Origin of the sequence: Nocardioides sp. (genome assembly GCF_030019515.1) — a bacterium.
Taxonomy (GTDB): Bacteria; Actinomycetota; Actinomycetes; order Propionibacteriales; family Nocardioidaceae; genus Nocardioides.
On record NZ_JASEEQ010000007.1, the window covers coordinates 157799 to 175920 of the forward strand.

The following is an 18122-nucleotide window of genomic DNA, read 5'->3' on the forward strand; positions in this document are numbered from 1 at the left end:
ATCTGCTCCTGGGGGTCGGGCGTGGATCGGAACGTGCTGCGTGACTGTGGCACGAGCCACAGTAGGACGTGGCCGGGCGCCCGGCGACCTGAGTCGCCGGGCACCCGCCCACAGCCGGTGGTGCTGGGTGGGTCAGTGCCGGACGGCCTGCTCGGCGCCCGCGCCGGTGAAGGCACGGACCTCGAGCTCGGTGAACCGCGCGGCGGTGTCCGGCTCCTGGGAGGTGACGGTCCCGAGCCAGCCGAAGAAGAAGCCGAGCGGGATCGAGATGATGCCCGGGTTGCTCAGCGGGAAGTACGACCAGTCGTGGCTGGTGAACAGCGCCGTCTCCGAGCCCGACACCACCGGCGAGAAGAACACCAGGCCGACGCTCGAGATCAGGCCGCCGTAGATCGCCCAGGTGGCGCCCCGGGTGTTGAAGCGACGCCAGAACAGGTTGTAGATCAGCGAGGGCAGGTTCGCCGAGGCGGCGACCGCGAAGGCCAGTGCCACGAGGAACGCGATGTTGAGCTTCTGCGCCGGGATCGCCAGCGCGATCGCGATGCCGCCGATGAAGAACGCCGAGATCCGCGCCACCCGCACCTCGTCGCGCTCGGTGGCGGCGCCCCGCTTGAACACGGTCGCGTAGAGGTCGTGCGCCACCGACGACGCGGAGGTGAGCGTCAGGCCGGCGACGACCGCGAGGATCGTCGCGAACGCGACGGCGGAGATCAGCGCCAGCAGCACCGCACCCCCGGTCGTCCCGTCGCCGCCGCCGACGGCTTCGGCGAGCAGTGGCGAGGCGAGGTTGCCGCCGGACGCGGCGACCGCGCTCCCGGCGCTCGTGTCGAGCAGCGCCGCGGCACCGAAGCCGAGCGCGAGCGTCATCAGGTAGAACGCGCCGATCAGCCCGATCGCCCAGAGCACCGAGGTGCGGGCCGCCTTGGCGCTCGGCACGGTGTAGAAGCGGATCAGGATGTGCGGCAGGCCCGCCGTACCGAGCACCAGCGCGAGGCCGAGACTGAGGAAGTCGATCTTCGAGGTCGTGTCGATGCCGTACTTCAGGCCGGGCTGGAGGAACGCGTCGCCCTTGCCCGTGTTGGCCGCCGCCGCCCCGAGCAGGTCGGAGATGTTGAAGTTGAACTTCGCGAGCACCAGGATCGTGATCAGGATCGTGCCGCCCATGAGCAGCACCGCCTTGACGATCTGCACCCAGGTGGTGCCCTTCATGCCGCCGACGGTGACGTAGAAGACCATCAGCAGGCCGACGCCGACGATCGTGAAGTCCTTCGCAGCCTGCGAGTCGGCGCCGAGGAGCAGCGCGACCAGCGCGCCCGCGCCGACCATCTGCGCGAGCAGGTAGAAGATCGAGACCACCACGGTGGAGGTGGACGCCGCAGTCCGGACCGGGCGCTGCCGCATCCGGTAGGCCAGCTGGTCGGCCATCGTGTAGCGGCCCGAGTTGCGCAGCAGCTCCGCGACCAGCAGCAGGGCGACCAGCCAGGCCACCAGGAAGCCGATCGAGTAGAGGAACCCGTCGTACCCGTAGAGCGCGATGGCGCCCGAGATGCCGAGGAACGACGCCGCCGACATGTAGTCGCCGGAGATCGCCATCCCGTTCTGGAAGCCGCTGAAGGAACGGCCGGCGGCGTAGAAGTCCGCGGTGCCCTTGTTCTGCCGGCTCGCCCAGAACGTGATGCCGATGGTGATCAGCACGACCCCGATGAACAGGATCGCGGTCAGGGTGTCAGAGCTCATCGGGCACCTCCGCCGAGCCGGTCGTTGTACTTCTTCTCGAGCGACCGCGCGATCGGGTCGACGTTGCGGTTCATGTAGCGCGCGTACAGCCACGCGATCGCGAACGTGGTCAGGAACTGCAGCAGCCCGAACACCAGGGCCAGGTTGATGTTTCCGCTGAGCTCGGTGTTCATGAAGCCGGTCGCCCAGTTGCTCATGACGACGTAGAGCAGGTACCAGGCGAGGAAGGCGATGGTCGCCGGGAAGGCGAAGCCGCGGTAGAGCTTCCGCAGCCGGTCGAACTCCGGCGACGCGTGCAGCTCGTCGTAGACAGGATCGTGGCGATGCGCTTCGCCGGTGGTGGTCTGATCGAGGTCGGACACTGGTGGCACCCTTCTCCGTGAGGGATGTGATCGCGGTCACGGTAGGAGTGCCTTGCCTGCTGAGGTGAGGGGTGCGTCACAGCTGCGCGGCGAGTGGGGCGACCTCGTCGGTGAGCGGTCGGTCCGGCACGACGAGCGGTCCGGGCGGACCGGTCCCGTCGGGTGGTGGGCCGTGTGAGGCCGTGAGGACATGTTGACCTGGCCGGTACGGCGGCCTGAGCCGCGCGAAACCTGCGCTGCCGAGGCTGGCCCGCATGACCCTCTCCCACCCTGAGACCGACGTCGCCGTGGCGGCGCACACCCCGCGCCGGACCGGCCGCTGGATCGACGACTGGCGTCCCGAGGACCCGGACTTCTGGGCGGACGGCGGCCGGCAGGTCGCGCGCCGCAACCTGCTCTGGTCGATCTTCGCCGAGCACCTCGGCTTCTCCGTGTGGCTGATCTGGAGTGTGAGCTCGGCGTTCCTCGTCTCCGTGGGCTTCACCTACACGCCCCAACAGCTGTTCCTGCTGGTCGCGCTGCCCAACCTGGTCGGCTCCCTGCTGCGGCTGCCCTACACGTTCGCGGTCCCGAGGTTCGGCGGCCGCAACTGGACGATGGTCAGCGCCGGGCTGCTGCTGGTGCCGACGATCGGCTTCGCCGTGGCGGTTCAGCACCCGGAGACGCCGTACTGGGCGTTCTGCCTGATCGCGGCGACCGCCGGCCTGGGCGGCGGCAACTTCGCCAGCTCGATGGCGAACATCAACTTCTTCTACCCCGCCAACAAGTTGGGCGCCGCGCTCGGCCTCAACGCCGCCGGCGGCAACCTGGGCGTCTCGCTGATCCAGCTGTTCCTGCCGGTGATCGTCGGCGGCGCCGGCATCTTCGGCCTGGTCCACGCCTCCGCGAGCGGCATCAGCCTGCAGCGGGCGGCCTACGTGTACGCCGGGCTCGCGGTGGTGGCGACGCTCGCGGCGTACTTCTTCATGGACAACCTGTCCTCGGCCAGGTCCAAGCCCCGCGAGCAGCTCCAGGTCGTCAAGGAGCGGCAGACCTGGGTGATGGCGTTCCTCTACATCGGCACCTTCGGGTCGTTCATCGGCTACTCCGCGGCGATGCCGCTGCTGATCAAGCTGAACTTCTGGGTCGCCGACCCGGCCCCGCTCGGCACCGGCATCTACTTCGCCTACTACGCCTTCCTCGGCGCCTTGGTCGGGTCGGCTACCCGCCCGTTCGGCGGCTGGCTGGCCGACCGGTTCGGCGGGGCGCGGGTCACGCTCGCTGCGTTCGGGGCGATGGTCGGCTTCACGCTCGCGGTGCTCTGGACGCTCACCCGGCTCACGCCCAACCCCGACCAGAGCGCGGCCATCGCGCAGGACAACCGGTCGTGGTTCCCGTGGTTCCTCGCGTTCTTCCTCTGCGTGTTCGCCGCCACCGGCATCGGCAACGGCTCGACGTACAAGATGATCCCGGCGATCTTCCGCGCCCAGGCCGAGCGGGCGACGCCGGCCGGGTCGGCGGAGCGGGCTGCGGCGCTGCACGCCGGGACCAAGAAGGCGTCGGCCGCGATCGGCGTCATCGGCGCCGTCGGAGCGATCGGCGGCTTCCTGATCCCGATCGCGTTCAGCTCGCCGTGGGTCGACCAGCCGATGGAGGCGACCAAGGGCGCGTTCGTCGCGTTCACCGGGTTCTACGTCGTGTGCGCGGCCGTGACGTGGGCGGTCTTCATCCGGCGGCCGCACGAGGCGAAGGCGCACGTCAGCCTGGCCAACGCGGGAATCTGATGACGAGGACCCACTGTCCCTACTGCTCGCTCCAGTGCGGGATGACCCTCTCTCGTACGGGGCAGCGCACGGGGCGCAGCCTCGAGGTGCAGCCCTGGCCGGAGTTCCCGGTCAACGAGGGCGCGCTGTGCCGCAAGGGCTGGGCGGCGACCGCGCTGCGCGGTCACCGGGAGCGGCTGACGAGCCCGCTGGTGCGCGACCGCGCCACCGGGGAGCTGCGTGCGGCCGGCTGGGAGGAGGCCCTCGACCTGGTCGCCGGCCGGCTGCGCGAGCTGCAGGGCGCGCACGGCCCGGACGCGGTCGCGGTGTTCGGGGGCGGGGGGCTCACCAACGAGAAGGCCTACCAGCTCGGCAAGCTCGCCCGCGTCGCGCTGGGCACCAGCCAGATCGACTACAACGGCCGCTGGTGCATGTCCTCGGCCGCGTCGGCCGGCAACCGGGCCTTCGGCATCGACCGGGGCCTGCCGTTCCCGCTGGCCGACATCGAGCGCACCGACGTGCTCGTGCTCGTGGGCTCCAACCTCGCCGAGACGATGCCGCCGGCCGCGCGGCACCTCGACCGGCTGCGCGCGAACGGCGGCCGCGTGGTGGTCGTCGACCCCCGACGCACCGCCACGGCGGAGCGCGCCGACCTGTTCCTCCAGCCGGTGCCGGGCACCGACCTGCCGCTGGCGCTCGGCCTGCTGCACCTCCTCGACGCGGCGGGCGCCGTCGACGAGGAGTACGTCGCCGCGCGGACGACCGGGTGGGAGGAGGTCCGCCGCTCGCTGGCCGCGTGGTGGCCCGAGCGCGTCGAGCGGGTCACCGGCGTCGAGACCGCGCAGCTGCGTGAGTGCGCCGCGCTGCTGGCCGGGGCCGCGCGGGTCACCGTGCTCACCGCCCGGGGCGCCGAGCAGCACGCGCAGGGCACCGACACCGTCCTCGCCTGGATCGACCTGGCGCTGGCGCTCGGCATGCCCGGCAAGGCGCACGCGGGCTACGGCTGCCTCACCGGGCAGGGCAACGGCCAGGGTGGCCGCGAGCACGGGCAGAAGGCCGACCAGCTGCCCGGCTACCGGATGATCGACGACCCCGCCGCCCGCGACCACGTCGCGCGGGTCTGGGGCGTGCCGGCCGCATCGCTCCCCGGGCCGGGGCGCTCGGCGTACGAGCTCCTCGACGCGCTCGGCACCGACGGCGGACCCCAGGCGCTGCTGGTGTTCGGCAGCAACATCGTGGTCTCGGCGCCCAACGCCACGCACGTCGCCTCGCGGCTCGCCGACCTCGACCTCCTCGTCGTCGCCGACATCGTGATGAGCGAGACGGCGGCCATGGCCGACGTGGTCCTCCCGGTCACCCAGTGGGCCGAGGAGACCGGCACGATGACCAACCTCGAGGGCCGGGTGATCCTGCGCGAGCGCGCCGTCGCGCCGCCCGAGGGCGTGCGCACCGATCTCGAGGTGATCGCCGGCCTCGCCGAGCGGCTCGGGTCGCCCATCGCGTTCTCCACCGACGCCGAGGAGGTCTTCGCCGAGCTCGGCCGGGCCTCGAGCGGCGGCCGCGCCGACTACGCGGGCATCACCTACGACCGGATCCGCGAGGAGCACGGGGTGTTCTGGCCGTGCCCGTCGACCGAGCACCCCGGCACGCCGCGGCTGTTCGGCTCGGGCTTCGCCACGCCGGACGGCCGGGCCCGGTTCGTCGCGGTCGAGCACCGCGGCCCCGCCGAGCCGACCGACGCGGCGTACCCCGTCCACCTGACGACCGGCCGGGTGCTCGCGCAGTACCAGTCCGGCGCCCAGACCCGCCGGGTCCGCGAGCTCCCCGACGACGGCCCGTTCGTCGAGCTGCACCCGATGCTGGCGGACCGGATCGGTGCGTACGACGGGGCGCCGGTCGTCGTCACCACCCGGCGCGGCGAGCTCAAGGCGCCGGCGCGGGTCGTCAGCACGATCCGCCCGGACACCGTGTTCGTGCCGTTCCACTGGGTCGGCGCCAACCGGCTCACCCACGACGCGCTCGACCCGGCCAGCCGGATGCCGGAGTTCAAGGTCTGCGCCGCCGCGGTGAGCGCATGAGCACCCGCGAGCGGGTCGTGGTCGTCGGCGCCGGGATGGCGGCCGTGCGGCTGGCGGAGGGGCTCACCGGCATCCACGACGTCACGCTGCTGGGGGACGAGCAGCACCCGCCGTACAACCGGATCCTGCTCTCCGCGGTGCTCGAGGGCACCCACGACCCGGACGGCATCACGATGTCGCTGCCCGGCACCGTCGACCTGCGGCGCGGCGCCCGGGTGGTCGAGATCCACCGCGAGGAGCGGGAGGTCGAGCTGGCCGACCGGAGCCGGGTGGCCTACGACCGCCTCGTGCTGGCCACCGGCAGCATCCCGACGCTGCCGCCGATCCGCGGCCTGGTGCGGCTCGACGGGCGCCTCGACAGCCGGGTCCACGCGTTCCGCAGCCTCGAGGACTGCCGGCGGCTGGACGAGGCGGTCCCGGGCGCCCGCAACGCCGTGGTCGTCGGCGGCGGCCTGCTCGGGCTCCAGGTCGCCCGCGCACTCGGGGTCCGGGGCCTCGATACCGAGGTCGTCGAGGGCGGGGACCACCTGCTCCGCAGCCAGGTCGACGCCAAGGCCGGCGCGATCCTGGCCCGCGACCTCGGCAGGCTCGGGACCCGCGTCTACACCGGCGCCCGCGCGGTGCGGCTCACCGGCACCGGGCTGGTGCTCGACAACGGCTACGTGCTCGAGACCGATCTGGTGGTGCTCACCGCCGGGGGCCGGCCGTCGACCGCGCTGGCTCGCCGCGCTGGCCTCGACGTCCGCCGCGGCGTCGTGGTCGACCACCACCTGCGCACCAGCGACGAGCGCATCCACGCGATCGGCGACTGCGCCCAGCACGGGCTGCAGGTCACCGGCTTCGTGCCGCCGGCCTGGGAGCAGGCGACCCTGCTGGCCCGGCACCTGGCCGGCGAGCAGGTCGCGTACGCGGGCAGCCGCAACGTCGCCCGGCTCCGCGCGACCGGCCTCGACGTGGCCGTGCTCGGCGACCCCGAGCACGCGGTGGGGCAGGTCGTCGAGGTGTCCAACCCGGTGACCGGCACCCACCGCCGGCTCGTGGTCCGCGACGGCGTGATCGTCGCCGCGACGCTGGTCGGCGACCTGTCCCGGATCGGCCTGATCACCCAGCACTACGACCGCGGCACGGTCCTCGGCGCCAGCGAGCCCGGTGACCTCCTGATGGGGGAGCGCCCGGCGGGCCCGGTCGTGCTCCCCGACGACGCCGAGGTCTGCGCGTGCGCCGGCGTCAGCGCCGGCGCGATCCGCGCCTGCGCGTCCCTCGCGGATGCCCGCGAGACCACGCGTGCCACCACTGGCTGCGGGGGCTGTGCCCCCGCGGTCCGCCAGCTGCTCGCACAACGCACGTCCCCGGGTCCAACCCTCGGGACCACTCTGGAAGGAACCCCCCGATGAGCCCCAGGCACCGCAAGACGCTCGTGGTCGCCGGCCACGGCATGGTCGGCCACAGGCTCGTGCAGGCCGCGATCGAGCGCGGCCTCACCGAGACCCACGACATCGTCGTGGTCGGCGAGGAGAGCCGCCCGGCGTACGACCGCGTCGCGCTCACCTCGTTCTTCGAGGTCGGCGCCGACGAGCTGTCGTTCCTGCCGAGCGGCGAGTACGACGACCCGCGGGTCCGGCTCGTGCTCGGCACCACCGTCGACGGGTTCGACCCCGAGACCCGCACCGTGCTTCTCTCCGACGGCCAGGTGATCGCGTACGACGAGCTGGTGCTGGCCACCGGGGCCGCGCCGTTCGTGCCGCCGGTGCCGGGTCACGACCTCGACGGGTGCTTCGTCTACCGCACGATCGACGACCTCGAGGCGATCCGCGACGCTGCGGCGACCGCCACGGTCGGCGCGGTCATCGGTGGCGGGCTGCTCGGCCTGGAGGCGGCCAACGCCCTGGCCCAGCTGGGGTTGGAGACCCACGTCGTCGAGATGGCGCCGCGGCTGATGGCCGTGCAGGTCGACGACGCCGGCGGCGCCATGCTGGTGCGCCACATCGAGAAGCTGGGGCTGCACGTGCACACCGGCGCGCGGACCGAGCAGGTGCTCGGCGAGGAGCGTGTCGAGGGGCTCGCGCTGGCCGGCGAGGAGCCGGTCCCCGCCGAGGTGGTGGTGTTCTCGGCCGGCATCCGTCCGCGCGACCAGCTGGCCCGCGACGCCGGCCTCGACGTCGCCGAGCGCGGCGGCGTGCTCGTCGACGAGCGCTGCCGCACCTCCGACGAGCACGTCTGGGCGATCGGCGAGTGCGCCGCGCCCGACGGGCGGATGTACGGCCTGGTCGCCCCGGGCTACGCAATGGCGGAGGTCGTCGTCGACGCGCTGCTCGGCGGGCCGGGTGCCTTCACCGGCGCCGACATGTCCACCAAGCTCAAGCTGCTCGGTGTCGACGTCGCGTCGTTCGGCGACGCGTTCGCCGCGACCGACGGGGCGCTCGAGCTCGTCTACGCCGACGCCGTCCAGGGCGTCTACAAGAAGCTGGTGATCTCCGCGGACGGCCGCCAGCTGCTCGGCGGCATCCTCGTGGGCGACGCCTCGGCGTACGGCGTGCTCCGCCCGATGGTCGCCTCCGGCATCGCGCTGCCCGACAACCCCGAGGAGCTGATCCTCCCCGTGGGTCGCGGCGGCGCGGAGATCGGACTGCCGGACGAGGCGCAGGTCTGCTCGTGCAACGACGTGACCAAGGCGCAGATCCTCGAGGCGGTCGGCGAGGGCGGCGCCTGCGACAGCCCGTCGTGTGTCACGAAGTGCACCAAGGCCGGCAGCACCTGCGGGTCGTGCAAGCCGGTGGTGAAGAGGGTCGTCGAGGAGTTCTTCGCAGCGCAGGGCAAGGTCGTGGACAAGAGCCTGTGCGAGCACTTCGCGATGACCCGGCAGGAGCTGTTCGATGTCGTCGCGGTCCACGGCTACACGCGCTTCGACGACATCATCGAGGCCCACGGCCGGGGCCGCGGCTGCGACATCTGCAAGCCCACCGTGGCCTCGATCCTCGCCTCGCAGCTCAACGGGCACGTGCTCGAGGGCCCGACCCGCACCCTGCAGGACACCAACGACGCCTACCTCGCCAACATCCAGCGCAACGGCACCTACTCGGTCGTCCCGCGCATCCCCGGCGGGGAGATCACGCCGGAGAAGCTGATCGTGATCGGGCAGGTCGCGCAGGACTTCGGGCTCTACACGAAGATCACCGGCGGTCAGCGGATCGACCTGCTCGGCGCTCGGATGGAGCAGCTGCCCGCAATCTGGCGGCGCCTGGTCGACGCCGGCTTCGAGTCCGGTCACGCCTACGGCAAGTCCCTGCGCACCGTGAAGTCCTGCGTCGGGTCGACCTGGTGCCGGTACGGCGTGCAGGACTCCGTCCAGCTCGCGATCGACCTCGAGCTGCGCTACCGCGGGCTCCGCTCGCCGCACAAGCTCAAGGGCGGCGTCAGCGGCTGCGCCCGCGAGTGCGCCGAGGCGCGGGGCAAGGACTTCGGGGTCATCGCGACCGAGAAGGGCTGGAACCTCTACGTCGGCGGCAACGGCGGCGCGACCCCCGCCCACGCCCGGCTGCTCGCGGGCGACCTCGACACCGAGACGCTGGTCCGCTACCTCGACCGGTTCCTCATGTACTACGTCCGCACCGCGGACCGGCTCCAGCGGACCGCGCCGTGGATCGACTCGCTCGACGGCGGGCTCGAGCGGGTGCGCGAGATCGTGGTCGACGACGCGCTCGGCCTGGGCTCCGAGCTCGAGGCGGCGATGGCGCGGCACGTCGACGGCTACTTCGACGAGTGGAAGGAGACGCTCGACGACCCCGACAAGCTGGCCCGGTTCGTGTCGTTCGTCAACGCCCCGGACACCCCGGATCCGCACATCTCGTTCCGGTCCGAGCGGGAGCAGGCGGTGCCCGAGGACTCCTCGGGGCCGGTCTCGCTCGGCACGACGATCCCGGTGGGAGCGCCCCGATGAGCACCTCGACCGACGCCACCGTGCTGACCGGGTACACCCTCGTGTGCCGCGTCGACCAGATCGAGGTCGAGGGCGGCGTCGCGGCCCTCGTCGACGGCGTTGCGGTCGCAATCTTCCGGACACACGACGGAAACGTCTACGCGATGTCCAACTACGACCCTTGTTCTCGTGCCTCGGTGCTGGCACGGGGGATCGTCGGAACCCGCGGCGAGATCCCGTACGTCGCTTCGCCGATGCACAAGCAGGCCTTCGACCTGCGCACCGGGCAGTGCCTCGACGACGCGGCGGTCCGGGTCCCGACGTACGACGTCCGCGTCACCGACGGCATGGTGCACGTCGGCGGCCCCCGCCAGGAGACCTAGGACCGATCGTGACCGACAGCCTTCCCCTCGCGGGCTTCCGGATCGGCGTGACCGCCGCCCGGAAGGTCGACGAGCAGGTCGCGCTGCTGGAGCGGCGGGGCGCCACGGTGGAGTGGGCGCCCGCGCTGTCGCTGGACCCCAACCACGTCGACGACGAGCTGCTGCGGGCGGCCACCGAGGAGGTGCTCGCGGCGCCGGTCGACATGTTCCTGGCGACCACCGGCGTCGGGATGCGGGCCTGGTTCGACGCCGCGGAGCGGTGGGGGATGCTGCCGCGACTGCTGTCCTCGCTGGAGTCCGCGGAGATCCTGGCCCGCGGACCCAAGAGCGTCGGCGCGCTGCGCCGCCGCGGGCTGCGGGAGCTGTGGGCGCCGGAGTCGGAGTGCTTCGAGGACGTGCTCGAGCACCTGCGTGGCCGCTCCCTCGCGGGCCTGCGGATCGTCGTGCAGGAGCACGGCCAGTCGCTGTCGATGGTCGCGCACGCGTTGCGCCGGCAGGGTGCCGACGTCACCACGGTCACCGTCTACCGGGTCGTCCCCGCCGAGGACCCGGGGCCGATGTTCGCGATGGTCGACCTGATCGCAGCCCGGTCGCTGGACGCCGTCACGTTCACGTCTGCGCCGGCGGTGGCGGCCCTGATGGAGGCGGCTGCCTCGACCGGCCGGCGCGACGACCTGGTCTCGGCGTTCCAGGCCGACGTGCTCGCCGCATGCGTGGGACCGGTGACCGCGGCGGCGTTCGAGATGTGGGGTGTGCCGACGATCTACCCCGACCGCTCGCGGCTCGGCGCGATGGTCAAGCAGCTGGAGGCCGAGCTCCCCTCGCGGCGCTCGGGCCTCGTGATCGGGCTGGTGGGCGGCCACCGCCTGCTGCTGCACGGCGAGGGCGTGCTGCTCGACGGCGCCGACGTGCGGCTCTCCCCCGCCCCGGCCGCCGTCCTCCAGGCGCTGGTCGCCAACCCGGGCAGCGTCGTCTCCCGGCGGGCGTTGCTCGCGATGCTGCCCTCCGGCACCGCCGGGTCCGAGCACGCCGTCGAGATGGCCGTCGCCCGGCTGCGTGCGGCCCTCGGCACCCGCACCGTGCAGACGGTTGTCAAGCGTGGCTACCGGCTGGCCGTCGCGTCCTGAGCCGAGCCGCCGCCCCCGCGTGTCACGCGGGGGCCGGGCTCTGGTGGCCCGGTCCTCAGCGGTTCCCGGATCCGACAGCCTCGCGTGGCACGGGTCAGCCGCGGTCGAGGTCGAGGGTCTCGGGGGTGTGCAGCCGCACGAGGAACCGGCCGGCGTGGGTGGGGATCCGGTGGGTGGTCAGGAGCGAGACGACGATCATCGTGGTGAGCGCGAGCGGGAAGGTCCAGGCGGCGGGCTGGCCCATCAGCGCGTCGGCCCAGCCGGAGGGCCGGGAGGTGCCGAGGGTCCAGGCGATGGCGACGCCGCTGCCGAGCCCACCCGCCAGGAGCCCGGTGATCGCGCCGGGCGGTGTGAGCCGGCGCCACCAGATCCCGAGCAGCAGCAGCGGGCAGAACGTCGAGGCGGCCATCGCGAAGGCCAGCCCGACCGCCCGCGCGACGCCGAGGTTGGGCGCTGCGAGCGCCACCACGCACGGCACCGTGACCGCGACCACCGCGCCCAGGCGGAACGCCGCCACGCCGCCGAGCCGCCGGCCCGCCCACGGGCGTCCGGTGACGTCCTGGCTGAGCACCCCGGCGACCGCGATCGACAGGCCGGAGGACGTGGAGAGGAACGCCGCGAAGGCGCCCGCGGTCACCAGGCCGGTGAGCAGCTCGCCCGCGGGCCCGTCGAGCATGATCCGCGGGAGCTCGAGCACCAGCGCGTCCGAGCGCCCGGACTCGGCGAGCTCGGGCGCATAGACCCGCCCGAGGGCGCCGTACAGCGGCGGCAGGAGGTAGAAGACGCCGAGCAGCGCGAGCACGACGAGCGTCGTACGGCGGGCGGCGCGGCCGTCGGGGTTGGTGTAGAACCGGACCACCACGTGCGGCAGCCCCATCGTGCCCAGGAACGTCGCGACGATCAGGGAGTAGGTGACGTAGAGGCCCTGGTTGCCACCCGCGGCGAGGGGCATCGACCAGCCGTCCGCCCCGGCCCGCAACGGTGTGGAGTCGCCGGCCCACACGACGAGCAGCACCGCCCCGGGAACCAGGAGCGCGGTGAGCTTGAGCCAGTACTGGAAGGCCTGGACGAAGGTGATGCTCCGCATCCCGCCGGACGTGACGTTCGCCAGCACCACGAGACCGACGATCACCGGGCCGACCCAGGTGGGCGCCCCCAACGTCGAGCGCAGCGTGATGCCGGCGCCCTGGAACTGCGGCAGCAGGTACAGCCAGCCGATGGCGACCACCAGCAGCGAGCAGACCGCGCGCACCGACCGCGAGCCCAGCCGCGCCTCCGCGAAGTCCGGGAGCGTGTAGGCGCCCGAGCGGCGCAATGGCGCGGCCACCAGCACCAGCAGCACCAGGTAGCCGGCCGTCCAGCCGACCGGGTACCAGAGCATGTCGGCGCCGAAGGTCAGCACCAGCCCGGCGACCCCGAGGAAGGAGGCGGCCGAGAGGTACTCGCCGCCGATCGCGCTGGCGTTCAGCCGCGGCCGGACCGTGCGCGAGGCCACGAAGAAGTCGCTCGTCGTACGCGAGAACCGCAGCCCCCAGGTGCCGATGACCAGCGTCGCGATCGTCACCACCGCGACCGCGACGATGCCGGGCGCGGCGTCGAGGCCGGGGCTCACCGCTCCACTTCCGAGACCAGCTCGGCGAAGTCGCGCTCGTTCCGCTCGGCCCGGCGGACGTAGACCCACCCGAGGAGCAGCAGCGTGGGGTAGGCCACCACCCCGAGCAGCACCCACGCCAGCGGCGCCCCGAGCACCTCGACGTCGGCCAGCCGGGGGAACAGGTGGAACGCCAGGGGCAGCAGACCCAGGGTCAGCGCCAGCACCGAGAGCACCCCGACCGCCAGCCGGAGCTGCTCGCGCAGCAGCGAGCCCATGTACATCCCGCCCAGCCGGGTCTCGTCGTCGATGTCGGCCGTGCGGGCGGCGGGGGTACGGCGCCGCGGCGGGCCGGTCACCCGGACCCGCTCGGGCGCGGCCCCGGGCTCGCTCACGGGCCGGTCCGGTACTGGAGAAGCAGCTCGCGCAGCTCCCGGGTGTGCCGCCGGCTGACGCCGAGCTCGATCGGAGGCTCGCCGACGACGACTGCGCAGTGGCCCGCATCCATCCGCACCTCGCGCACGTGGGCCAGCGACACCAGCAGGGACCGGTGGATGCGCACGAAGCCGGCGTGGGCCCACTCCTCCTCCAGCGCGGCGAGCGGGCTGCGCACCAGGTGCGAGCCGTCGCCGGTGTGCAGCCGCGCGTAGTCGCCGTGCGCCTCCACGTGGGTGATGTCGGAGCGGTTCAGGAAGCGGGTCACGCCGCCCCGCTCGACCGCGACCTGGGCGTCGTCCCCGGCCGTCGTCCGGTCGCTCCCGGCCACGACCCGGCGGACCGCCTCGGCCAGCCGGTCGGCGCGCACCGGCTTGAGCACGTAGTCGACCGCGTGGACGTCGAACGCCTCGACGGCGTGCGCCTCGTGGGCGGTCACGAACACGATCCGGGGCGGGGTGCGGAACCGGCCGAGCACCTGGGCGAGCTCGAGCCCGGTCAGGCCCGGCATCTGGATGTCGAGGAACACGACGTCGACATCGAGGTCGCGCAGGATCCGCAGCCCCTCGGTCGCCGAGTCGGTGGTGAGCACCTCTCCGACCCGGTCGTCGCGCTCGAGCAGGTAGCGCAGCTCGTCGAGAGCCGGACGCTCGTCGTCGACGACGAGTGCGCGGAGCCGTGGATGGGTGGCCGCCGGGGTGCTCATGCGTGCACCCCGGGGGCGAACTTCGGCACCCGGACCACGACCTTCGTGCCCGCGCCCGGAGCGGTCTCCACGGCGAGGCCGAAGTCGTCGCCGAAGGCGTTGCGGAGCCGGCCGTCCACGTTGCCCAGGCCCGTCGAGTCGAGCGCGGAATCGCCGGCGAGGGCCCGCCGTACGACGTCCGGGTCCTCGCCCGCGCCGTCGTCCTCCACCTCGATCACGCACTCCTGGCCCCGGTCGCGGGCGACGATCCGGATGTGACCGCCGCGCTCCGCCGACTCGAGGCCGTGCCGGACGGCGTTCTCGACGAGCGGCTGGATGCAGAGGAAGGGTACGGCGACCGGGAGCACCTCGGGCGCGATGCGCAGCGTCACCTGGAGCCGCTCGCCGAACCGGGCCTGCTCGAGCAGCAGGTAGCGCTCCACCGAGCGGAGCTCCTCGGCGAGCGTCGTGTACTCGCCGTGCCGGCGGAACGAGTAGCGGGTGAAGTCCGCGAACTCCAGGAGCAGGTCGCGGGCCCGGTCGGGGTCGGTGCGTACGAAGCTCGCGATGGCGCCCAGCGAGTTGTAGATGAAGTGCGGGCTGATCTGGGCCCGCAGGGCGCGGACCTCGGCCTCCATCAGCCGGGTCCGGGACGCGTCGAGCTCGGCGAGCTCGAGCTGCGAGCTGACCCACTGGGCGACCTCGTCGGCCGCCCGGGCCAGGCCCGCGGTCGCGTGGGCGGGGAACACCTGGAGGGTCCCGATCACCCGCTCCTCGACGACGAGCGGGCTGACGATCGCGGAGCGGACCGGGCAGCCGGGCACGTCACAGGGCAGCTCCACGCGGTCGAACATCCGCGTCCGCCCGCGCTCGACGGTCGCGACAGCGAGCCCCGGGCACTGCTCCTCGTGGTGCTGGCCGGTGCCGTGCCAGGCCAGCGCGGTGGCGGTGTCGGTGAGCGCGAGGGCGGGGCCGCCGAGCAGGTCGTGCAGGTGCCGGATGCTGCGCTCCGCGCTGGTGCGGGTCAGCCCCTCCCGCAGCGCCGGCGAGGCCAGTGACGCGGTGTGCAGCGTGCGGAACGTGGCCCGGTCGGCCTCCGTCCCGAGGTGCCGGCGACGCCACGAGCGAGTCATGGCCGACATCGTGGCCCGCGCAGCCCGTCAGCGGAAGTCGATGAGCAGCACGTCGGCGTCGGCACCGTCGGTCACCACGCCCGCCCGCCCGGGCGCCTCCGGCTCGCCGGCGGCCGCGGCACCGGGCCGCTCGACCGCCTCGGAGACGACCGCACGGTGGCACGCCGCGACGTACGGTAGCTGCATGCCGTCCATGCCCCGGCCGTAGTCGTCGTAGAAGGCGGCGACCTCGGCGAGCTTGTCGGCCCGCGCGCCCTCGTCGAGGACCGCGACGTTCGACCGGGACAGCGCGAGCTCCTGGATCGACTCGCGATCCACGACCTGCCAGTGGCGGAAGGACTCGGTCTCGAGCGCGTCGAAGAGCGTGCTGGTCGCCAGCGGCTCCTCGGAGCGTGACTGCTCCTGGCTGCCGATGATCCGACCGAGCTTGCGTACCCACGGGATGCGCTCGTCACGGACGTTCCACAGCACGGCGACCCGCCCCCCCGGCTTGAGGACCCGGGCGATCTCGGGCAGTGCGCGCTCGTGGTCGAACCAGTGGAAGGCCTGCGCGGCCACGACGACGTCGTACGACGCGTCCGGCGCCGGGATGTCCTCGGCCGTGGCGAGGGACGTGCGGACCTCGGGCAGCCGCTCCCGGAGCACGGCCAGCATCTGCTCGTCGGGGTCGGTGGCGTGCACGTCGTGGCCGAGCGACACGAGTACCTCGGTCAGCTTGCCGGTCCCGGCGCCCAGCTCGAGCACCGTCGTGGGCTGGTCGCCGACCGCCCAGGCGGCGGCCGCGCGCGGGTAGGTCGGCCGGGCCCGGTCGTAGGCGGCGGCGACGGAGCCGAACGAGAGCGCGGGCGAGGTGGCGGGCTGGTCGCTCATCGGGGCCACGCTACCCGCTGGATACGGTGATCCACGTGACCACAGACCCCTTGTCCCGCTTGGCTTCGCTCGAAGGCGTCCCGTCGGCGTACGCCGCCGCCCGCGATGGCATCGACGTGATGCTGCGGGACCGCGGCCTGCGCCGGACCTCCCCGGAGACGACGGCCGAGAGCCTGCTGCGCGGCGCACACGCCAGCGCGGTGCTCGAGGGGTCGGCCTCGACCCTGGCCCAGGTCCGGGCCGGCGAGGTCGACGAGGTGGCCGCCGACGCCCTGCGCGTCTCGACCGAGCTGCTCGGGCTGGTGCCGGCGCTGTCCCGCACGCCCCTGCAGGCGCTGGCCCGCATCCACACGCTCGCGTCGGTGAGCCAGCCCGAGGAGTCGCGCGGCCGGCCGCGCGACGCGGAGGCGGCCGAGCGGCTGCGCGGCGTGGGCGACCTGCTGGTCGCCGCCACCTCGGCGCCGGCGCTCGTACTCGCGGCCGTGGTGCACGCCGAGCTGGCCACGGCCGCGCCGTTCGCATCGCACAACGGCATCGTGGCGCGGGCCGCCGAGCGGCTGGTGCTCGTCGCGCGCGGCGTGGACGAGAAGTCGCTGGTGGTCCCCGAGGCCGGGCACCTCGCGCTGCGGGCGGCGTACGAGTCGAACCTGCGGGGCTACGCGACCGGCGGGTCCGCGGGCGTGCACTCCTGGTTGCTGTATGCCGCCGAGGCGTACGCCGCCGGCGCCGAGGCGAGCCCGCTGCGGCTGGCGGCGGAGTAGGACCGCTTCGGTCCGCTACCTGGGTGGATGAGACTGGTCCCGGACTGGGTCTCGAGACGCGCCGTCGCGACCTCCTGCGTCGGTCGCGGGCGCTCCTCGACCTTCGGGCATGCGAACGGCACCCGGCGTTCGATGTGATTGGTCCGGGTGCCGTCGCTGACACGTGCATCCGATGGCTACCAGGCGTGCAACATCCGACTGCTGCCGCGGGAAGGTCCCGGCCGGCCAGCGCCCTGTAGGAAGGGTAGATCGCCGCGTGGGTACCCGGATCACGTGCTGCCCTATGGAGTTCTGAGACCGTGTCTACGCCTCATCGTGCGCACGTTCAAGGACCTTCGAGGGTTGACTTCCGTGCTGCCGTGAGGGTGACCCGGCGACACACCCGGAGGCGGGGGAGCGGGCTCAGGCGTCGGGGCGCCGCTTGCGGGAGTTGGCCCACAGCACGCCGCCGACGGCGACGACGCCGCCGACCGCCAGCGCCGCCAGGGTGGGCTTCGCCGGGGGCAGTGGCACCCGGGAGCGCAGGGCCACCGGCTTGGTGAACACCAGCACCGGCCAGCCCCGCTCCGCCGCGATCCGGCGCAGCTCCTTGTCCGGGTTGACCGCGTGGGCGTGGCCCACCGCCTCGAGCATCGGGACGTCGGTGACCGAGTCGCTGTAGCCATAGCTGCTCGCGAGGTCGTAGCCCTCGGCCGCCGCCAGCTCCTCGATGGCGCGCGCCTTCTCCTCGGCGTACGCGTAGTACTCGATGCCGCCGGTGTAGCAACCGTCGGCGATCTCCATCCGGGTCGCGATCACCCGGTCCGCGCCGAGCATCTCGGCGATCGGCTCGACCACCTCGGCGCCGGAGGCCGAGACGACGACGACGTCGCGTCCGGCGAGCCGGTGCTCCTCGATCAGGCTGACCGCCTCGTCGTATACGAGCGGGTCGACGATGTTGTGCAAGGTGTCCGCGACGATCTCGCGGACGGTCGCGACGTCCCACCCGGCGCACAGCTGCGACATGAACTGCCGCATCTTCTCCATCTGGTCGTGGTCCGCGCCGCCGACCAGGTAGACGAACTGGGCGTACGCCGAGCGCAGCACCGCGCGCCGCGAGATCAGCCCGCCCGCCTGGAAGGGCTTGCTGAACGCCAACGTGCTCGACTTGGCGATGATCGTCTTATCGAGGTCGAAGAAGGCCGCGGTGGACCGGGACGCCATGGCGCCATCGTAGGCGGGCGCGGTCCACCGGACGTCCACAGGCACCGTGTCGAACCGCCTTGTCCACAAGGGCTCCCAGGCTCGGGTGGCGACGGCGGC

15 protein-coding genes are annotated in these 18122 nt (G+C 73.1%); 7 read left to right on the forward strand and 8 right to left on the reverse strand.

Going from position 1 to position 18122, the window contains the following annotated elements; genetic code table 11:
- Positions 1-132: 132 nt before the first annotated feature.
- Both QMC84_RS12000 and QMC84_RS12005 read right to left on the reverse strand, forming a co-directional pair.
- On the reverse strand, positions 133-1737 hold the full coding sequence (locus tag QMC84_RS12000; protein WP_300375035.1) for a cation acetate symporter: 1605 nt from the start codon (positions 1735-1737) through the stop codon (positions 133-135).
- The gene (locus QMC84_RS12005) at positions 1734-2099 is read right to left on the reverse strand and encodes a DUF485 domain-containing protein (protein ID WP_300375036.1); all 366 of its coding nucleotides are present in this window, start codon (positions 2097-2099) and stop codon (positions 1734-1736) included. Before QMC84_RS12005 ends, QMC84_RS12000 begins: the two co-directional genes overlap by 4 nt.
- A gap of 254 nt (positions 2100-2353) precedes the next feature.
- On the opposite strand from QMC84_RS12005, the gene QMC84_RS12010 reads away from it, so the two are divergent.
- The 6 genes from QMC84_RS12010 to QMC84_RS12035 are packed head-to-tail and all read left to right on the forward strand — an operon-like array spanning position 2354 to position 11345.
- On the forward strand, positions 2354-3862 hold the full coding sequence (locus QMC84_RS12010) for an MFS transporter (protein WP_300375037.1): 1509 nt from the start codon (positions 2354-2356) through the stop codon (positions 3860-3862).
- Positions 3862-5919 (forward strand): molybdopterin oxidoreductase family protein, encoded by a 2058-nt coding sequence (locus QMC84_RS12015; protein WP_300375038.1) that lies wholly within the window; start codon positions 3862-3864, stop codon positions 5917-5919. The genes QMC84_RS12010 and QMC84_RS12015 overlap by 1 nt, the downstream gene beginning before the upstream one ends.
- The gene (locus QMC84_RS12020) at positions 5916-7313 is read left to right on the forward strand and encodes an FAD-dependent oxidoreductase (protein ID WP_300375039.1); all 1398 of its coding nucleotides are present in this window, start codon (positions 5916-5918) and stop codon (positions 7311-7313) included. Before QMC84_RS12015 ends, QMC84_RS12020 begins: the two co-directional genes overlap by 4 nt.
- Complete coding sequence (nirB, locus tag QMC84_RS12025) at positions 7310-9856, forward strand: nitrite reductase large subunit NirB (protein WP_300375040.1); 2547 nt, start codon at positions 7310-7312, stop codon at positions 9854-9856. The genes QMC84_RS12020 and nirB overlap by 4 nt, the downstream gene beginning before the upstream one ends.
- Positions 9853-10218, forward strand: coding sequence for a nitrite reductase small subunit NirD (gene nirD, locus QMC84_RS12030; RefSeq protein WP_300375041.1), 366 nt, complete (start codon positions 9853-9855; stop codon positions 10216-10218). Before nirB ends, nirD begins: the two co-directional genes overlap by 4 nt.
- 8 nt (positions 10219-10226) lie before the next feature.
- Complete coding sequence (locus QMC84_RS12035; RefSeq protein WP_300375042.1) at positions 10227-11345, forward strand: uroporphyrinogen-III synthase; 1119 nt, start codon at positions 10227-10229, stop codon at positions 11343-11345.
- Positions 11346-11439: 94 nt separating this feature from the next.
- Here QMC84_RS12035 and QMC84_RS12040 read toward each other — a convergent pair whose 3' ends face one another.
- Genes QMC84_RS12040 through QMC84_RS12060 form a run of 5 tightly spaced genes read right to left on the reverse strand, consistent with a single transcriptional unit; the run spans position 11440 to position 16059 of the window.
- Positions 11440-12957, reverse strand: a complete 1518-nt coding sequence (locus tag QMC84_RS12040) for a cation acetate symporter (RefSeq protein WP_300375043.1) — start codon at positions 12955-12957, stop codon at positions 11440-11442.
- Complete coding sequence (locus QMC84_RS12045; protein WP_300375044.1) at positions 12954-13331, reverse strand: hypothetical protein; 378 nt, start codon at positions 13329-13331, stop codon at positions 12954-12956. The genes QMC84_RS12040 and QMC84_RS12045 overlap by 4 nt, the downstream gene beginning before the upstream one ends.
- A complete protein-coding gene (locus tag QMC84_RS12050; protein ID WP_300375045.1) occupies positions 13328-14077 on the reverse strand; it encodes a LytTR family DNA-binding domain-containing protein in 750 nt (249 codons plus the stop codon). The genes QMC84_RS12045 and QMC84_RS12050 overlap by 4 nt, the downstream gene beginning before the upstream one ends.
- Positions 14074-15189: a histidine kinase gene (locus QMC84_RS12055; protein WP_366145746.1), complete on the reverse strand. Its 1116-nt coding sequence runs from the start codon at positions 15187-15189 to the stop codon at positions 14074-14076. The genes QMC84_RS12050 and QMC84_RS12055 overlap by 4 nt, the downstream gene beginning before the upstream one ends.
- Positions 15190-15216: 27 nt before the next feature.
- The gene (locus QMC84_RS12060) at positions 15217-16059 is read right to left on the reverse strand and encodes a class I SAM-dependent methyltransferase (protein WP_300375047.1); all 843 of its coding nucleotides are present in this window, start codon (positions 16057-16059) and stop codon (positions 15217-15219) included.
- A 35-nt stretch (positions 16060-16094) separates the two neighbouring features.
- On the opposite strand from QMC84_RS12060, the gene QMC84_RS12065 reads away from it, so the two are divergent.
- Positions 16095-16820: an oxidoreductase gene (locus QMC84_RS12065; RefSeq protein ID WP_300375048.1), complete on the forward strand. Its 726-nt coding sequence runs from the start codon at positions 16095-16097 to the stop codon at positions 16818-16820.
- Positions 16821-17222: 402 nt separating this feature from the next.
- Here QMC84_RS12065 and QMC84_RS12070 read toward each other — a convergent pair whose 3' ends face one another.
- Entirely contained in the window at positions 17223-18023 is an 801-nt protein-coding gene (locus QMC84_RS12070) for an HAD family hydrolase (protein ID WP_300375049.1), read from the reverse strand.
- Positions 18024-18122 lie beyond the last annotated feature (99 nt).

Excerpts from the sequence above, each read along its gene's own strand:
- QMC84_RS12010 (WP_300375037.1), top strand. The coding sequence starts at position 2,354 with ATGACCCTCTCCCACCCTGAGACCGACGTCGCCGTGGCGGCGCACACC.
- QMC84_RS12020 (WP_300375039.1), top strand. The coding sequence starts at position 5,916 with ATGAGCACCCGCGAGCGGGTCGTGGTCGTCGGCGCCGGGATGGCGGCC.
- nirD (WP_300375041.1), top strand. The coding sequence starts at position 9,853 with ATGAGCACCTCGACCGACGCCACCGTGCTGACCGGGTACACCCTCGTG.
- QMC84_RS12070 (WP_300375049.1), bottom strand. The coding sequence starts at position 18,023 with ATGGCGTCCCGGTCCACCGCGGCCTTCTTCGACCTCGATAAGACGATC.
- QMC84_RS12000 (WP_300375035.1), bottom strand. The coding sequence starts at position 1,737 with ATGAGCTCTGACACCCTGACCGCGATCCTGTTCATCGGGGTCGTGCTG.
- QMC84_RS12055 (WP_366145746.1), bottom strand. The coding sequence starts at position 15,189 with ATGACTCGCTCGTGGCGTCGCCGGCACCTCGGGACGGAGGCCGACCGG.
- QMC84_RS12015 (WP_300375038.1), top strand. The coding sequence starts at position 3,862 with ATGACGAGGACCCACTGTCCCTACTGCTCGCTCCAGTGCGGGATGACC.
- QMC84_RS12050 (WP_300375045.1), bottom strand. The coding sequence starts at position 14,077 with ATGAGCACCCCGGCGGCCACCCATCCACGGCTCCGCGCACTCGTCGTC.
- QMC84_RS12060 (WP_300375047.1), bottom strand. The coding sequence starts at position 16,059 with ATGAGCGACCAGCCCGCCACCTCGCCCGCGCTCTCGTTCGGCTCCGTC.
- nirB (WP_300375040.1), top strand. The coding sequence starts at position 7,310 with ATGAGCCCCAGGCACCGCAAGACGCTCGTGGTCGCCGGCCACGGCATG.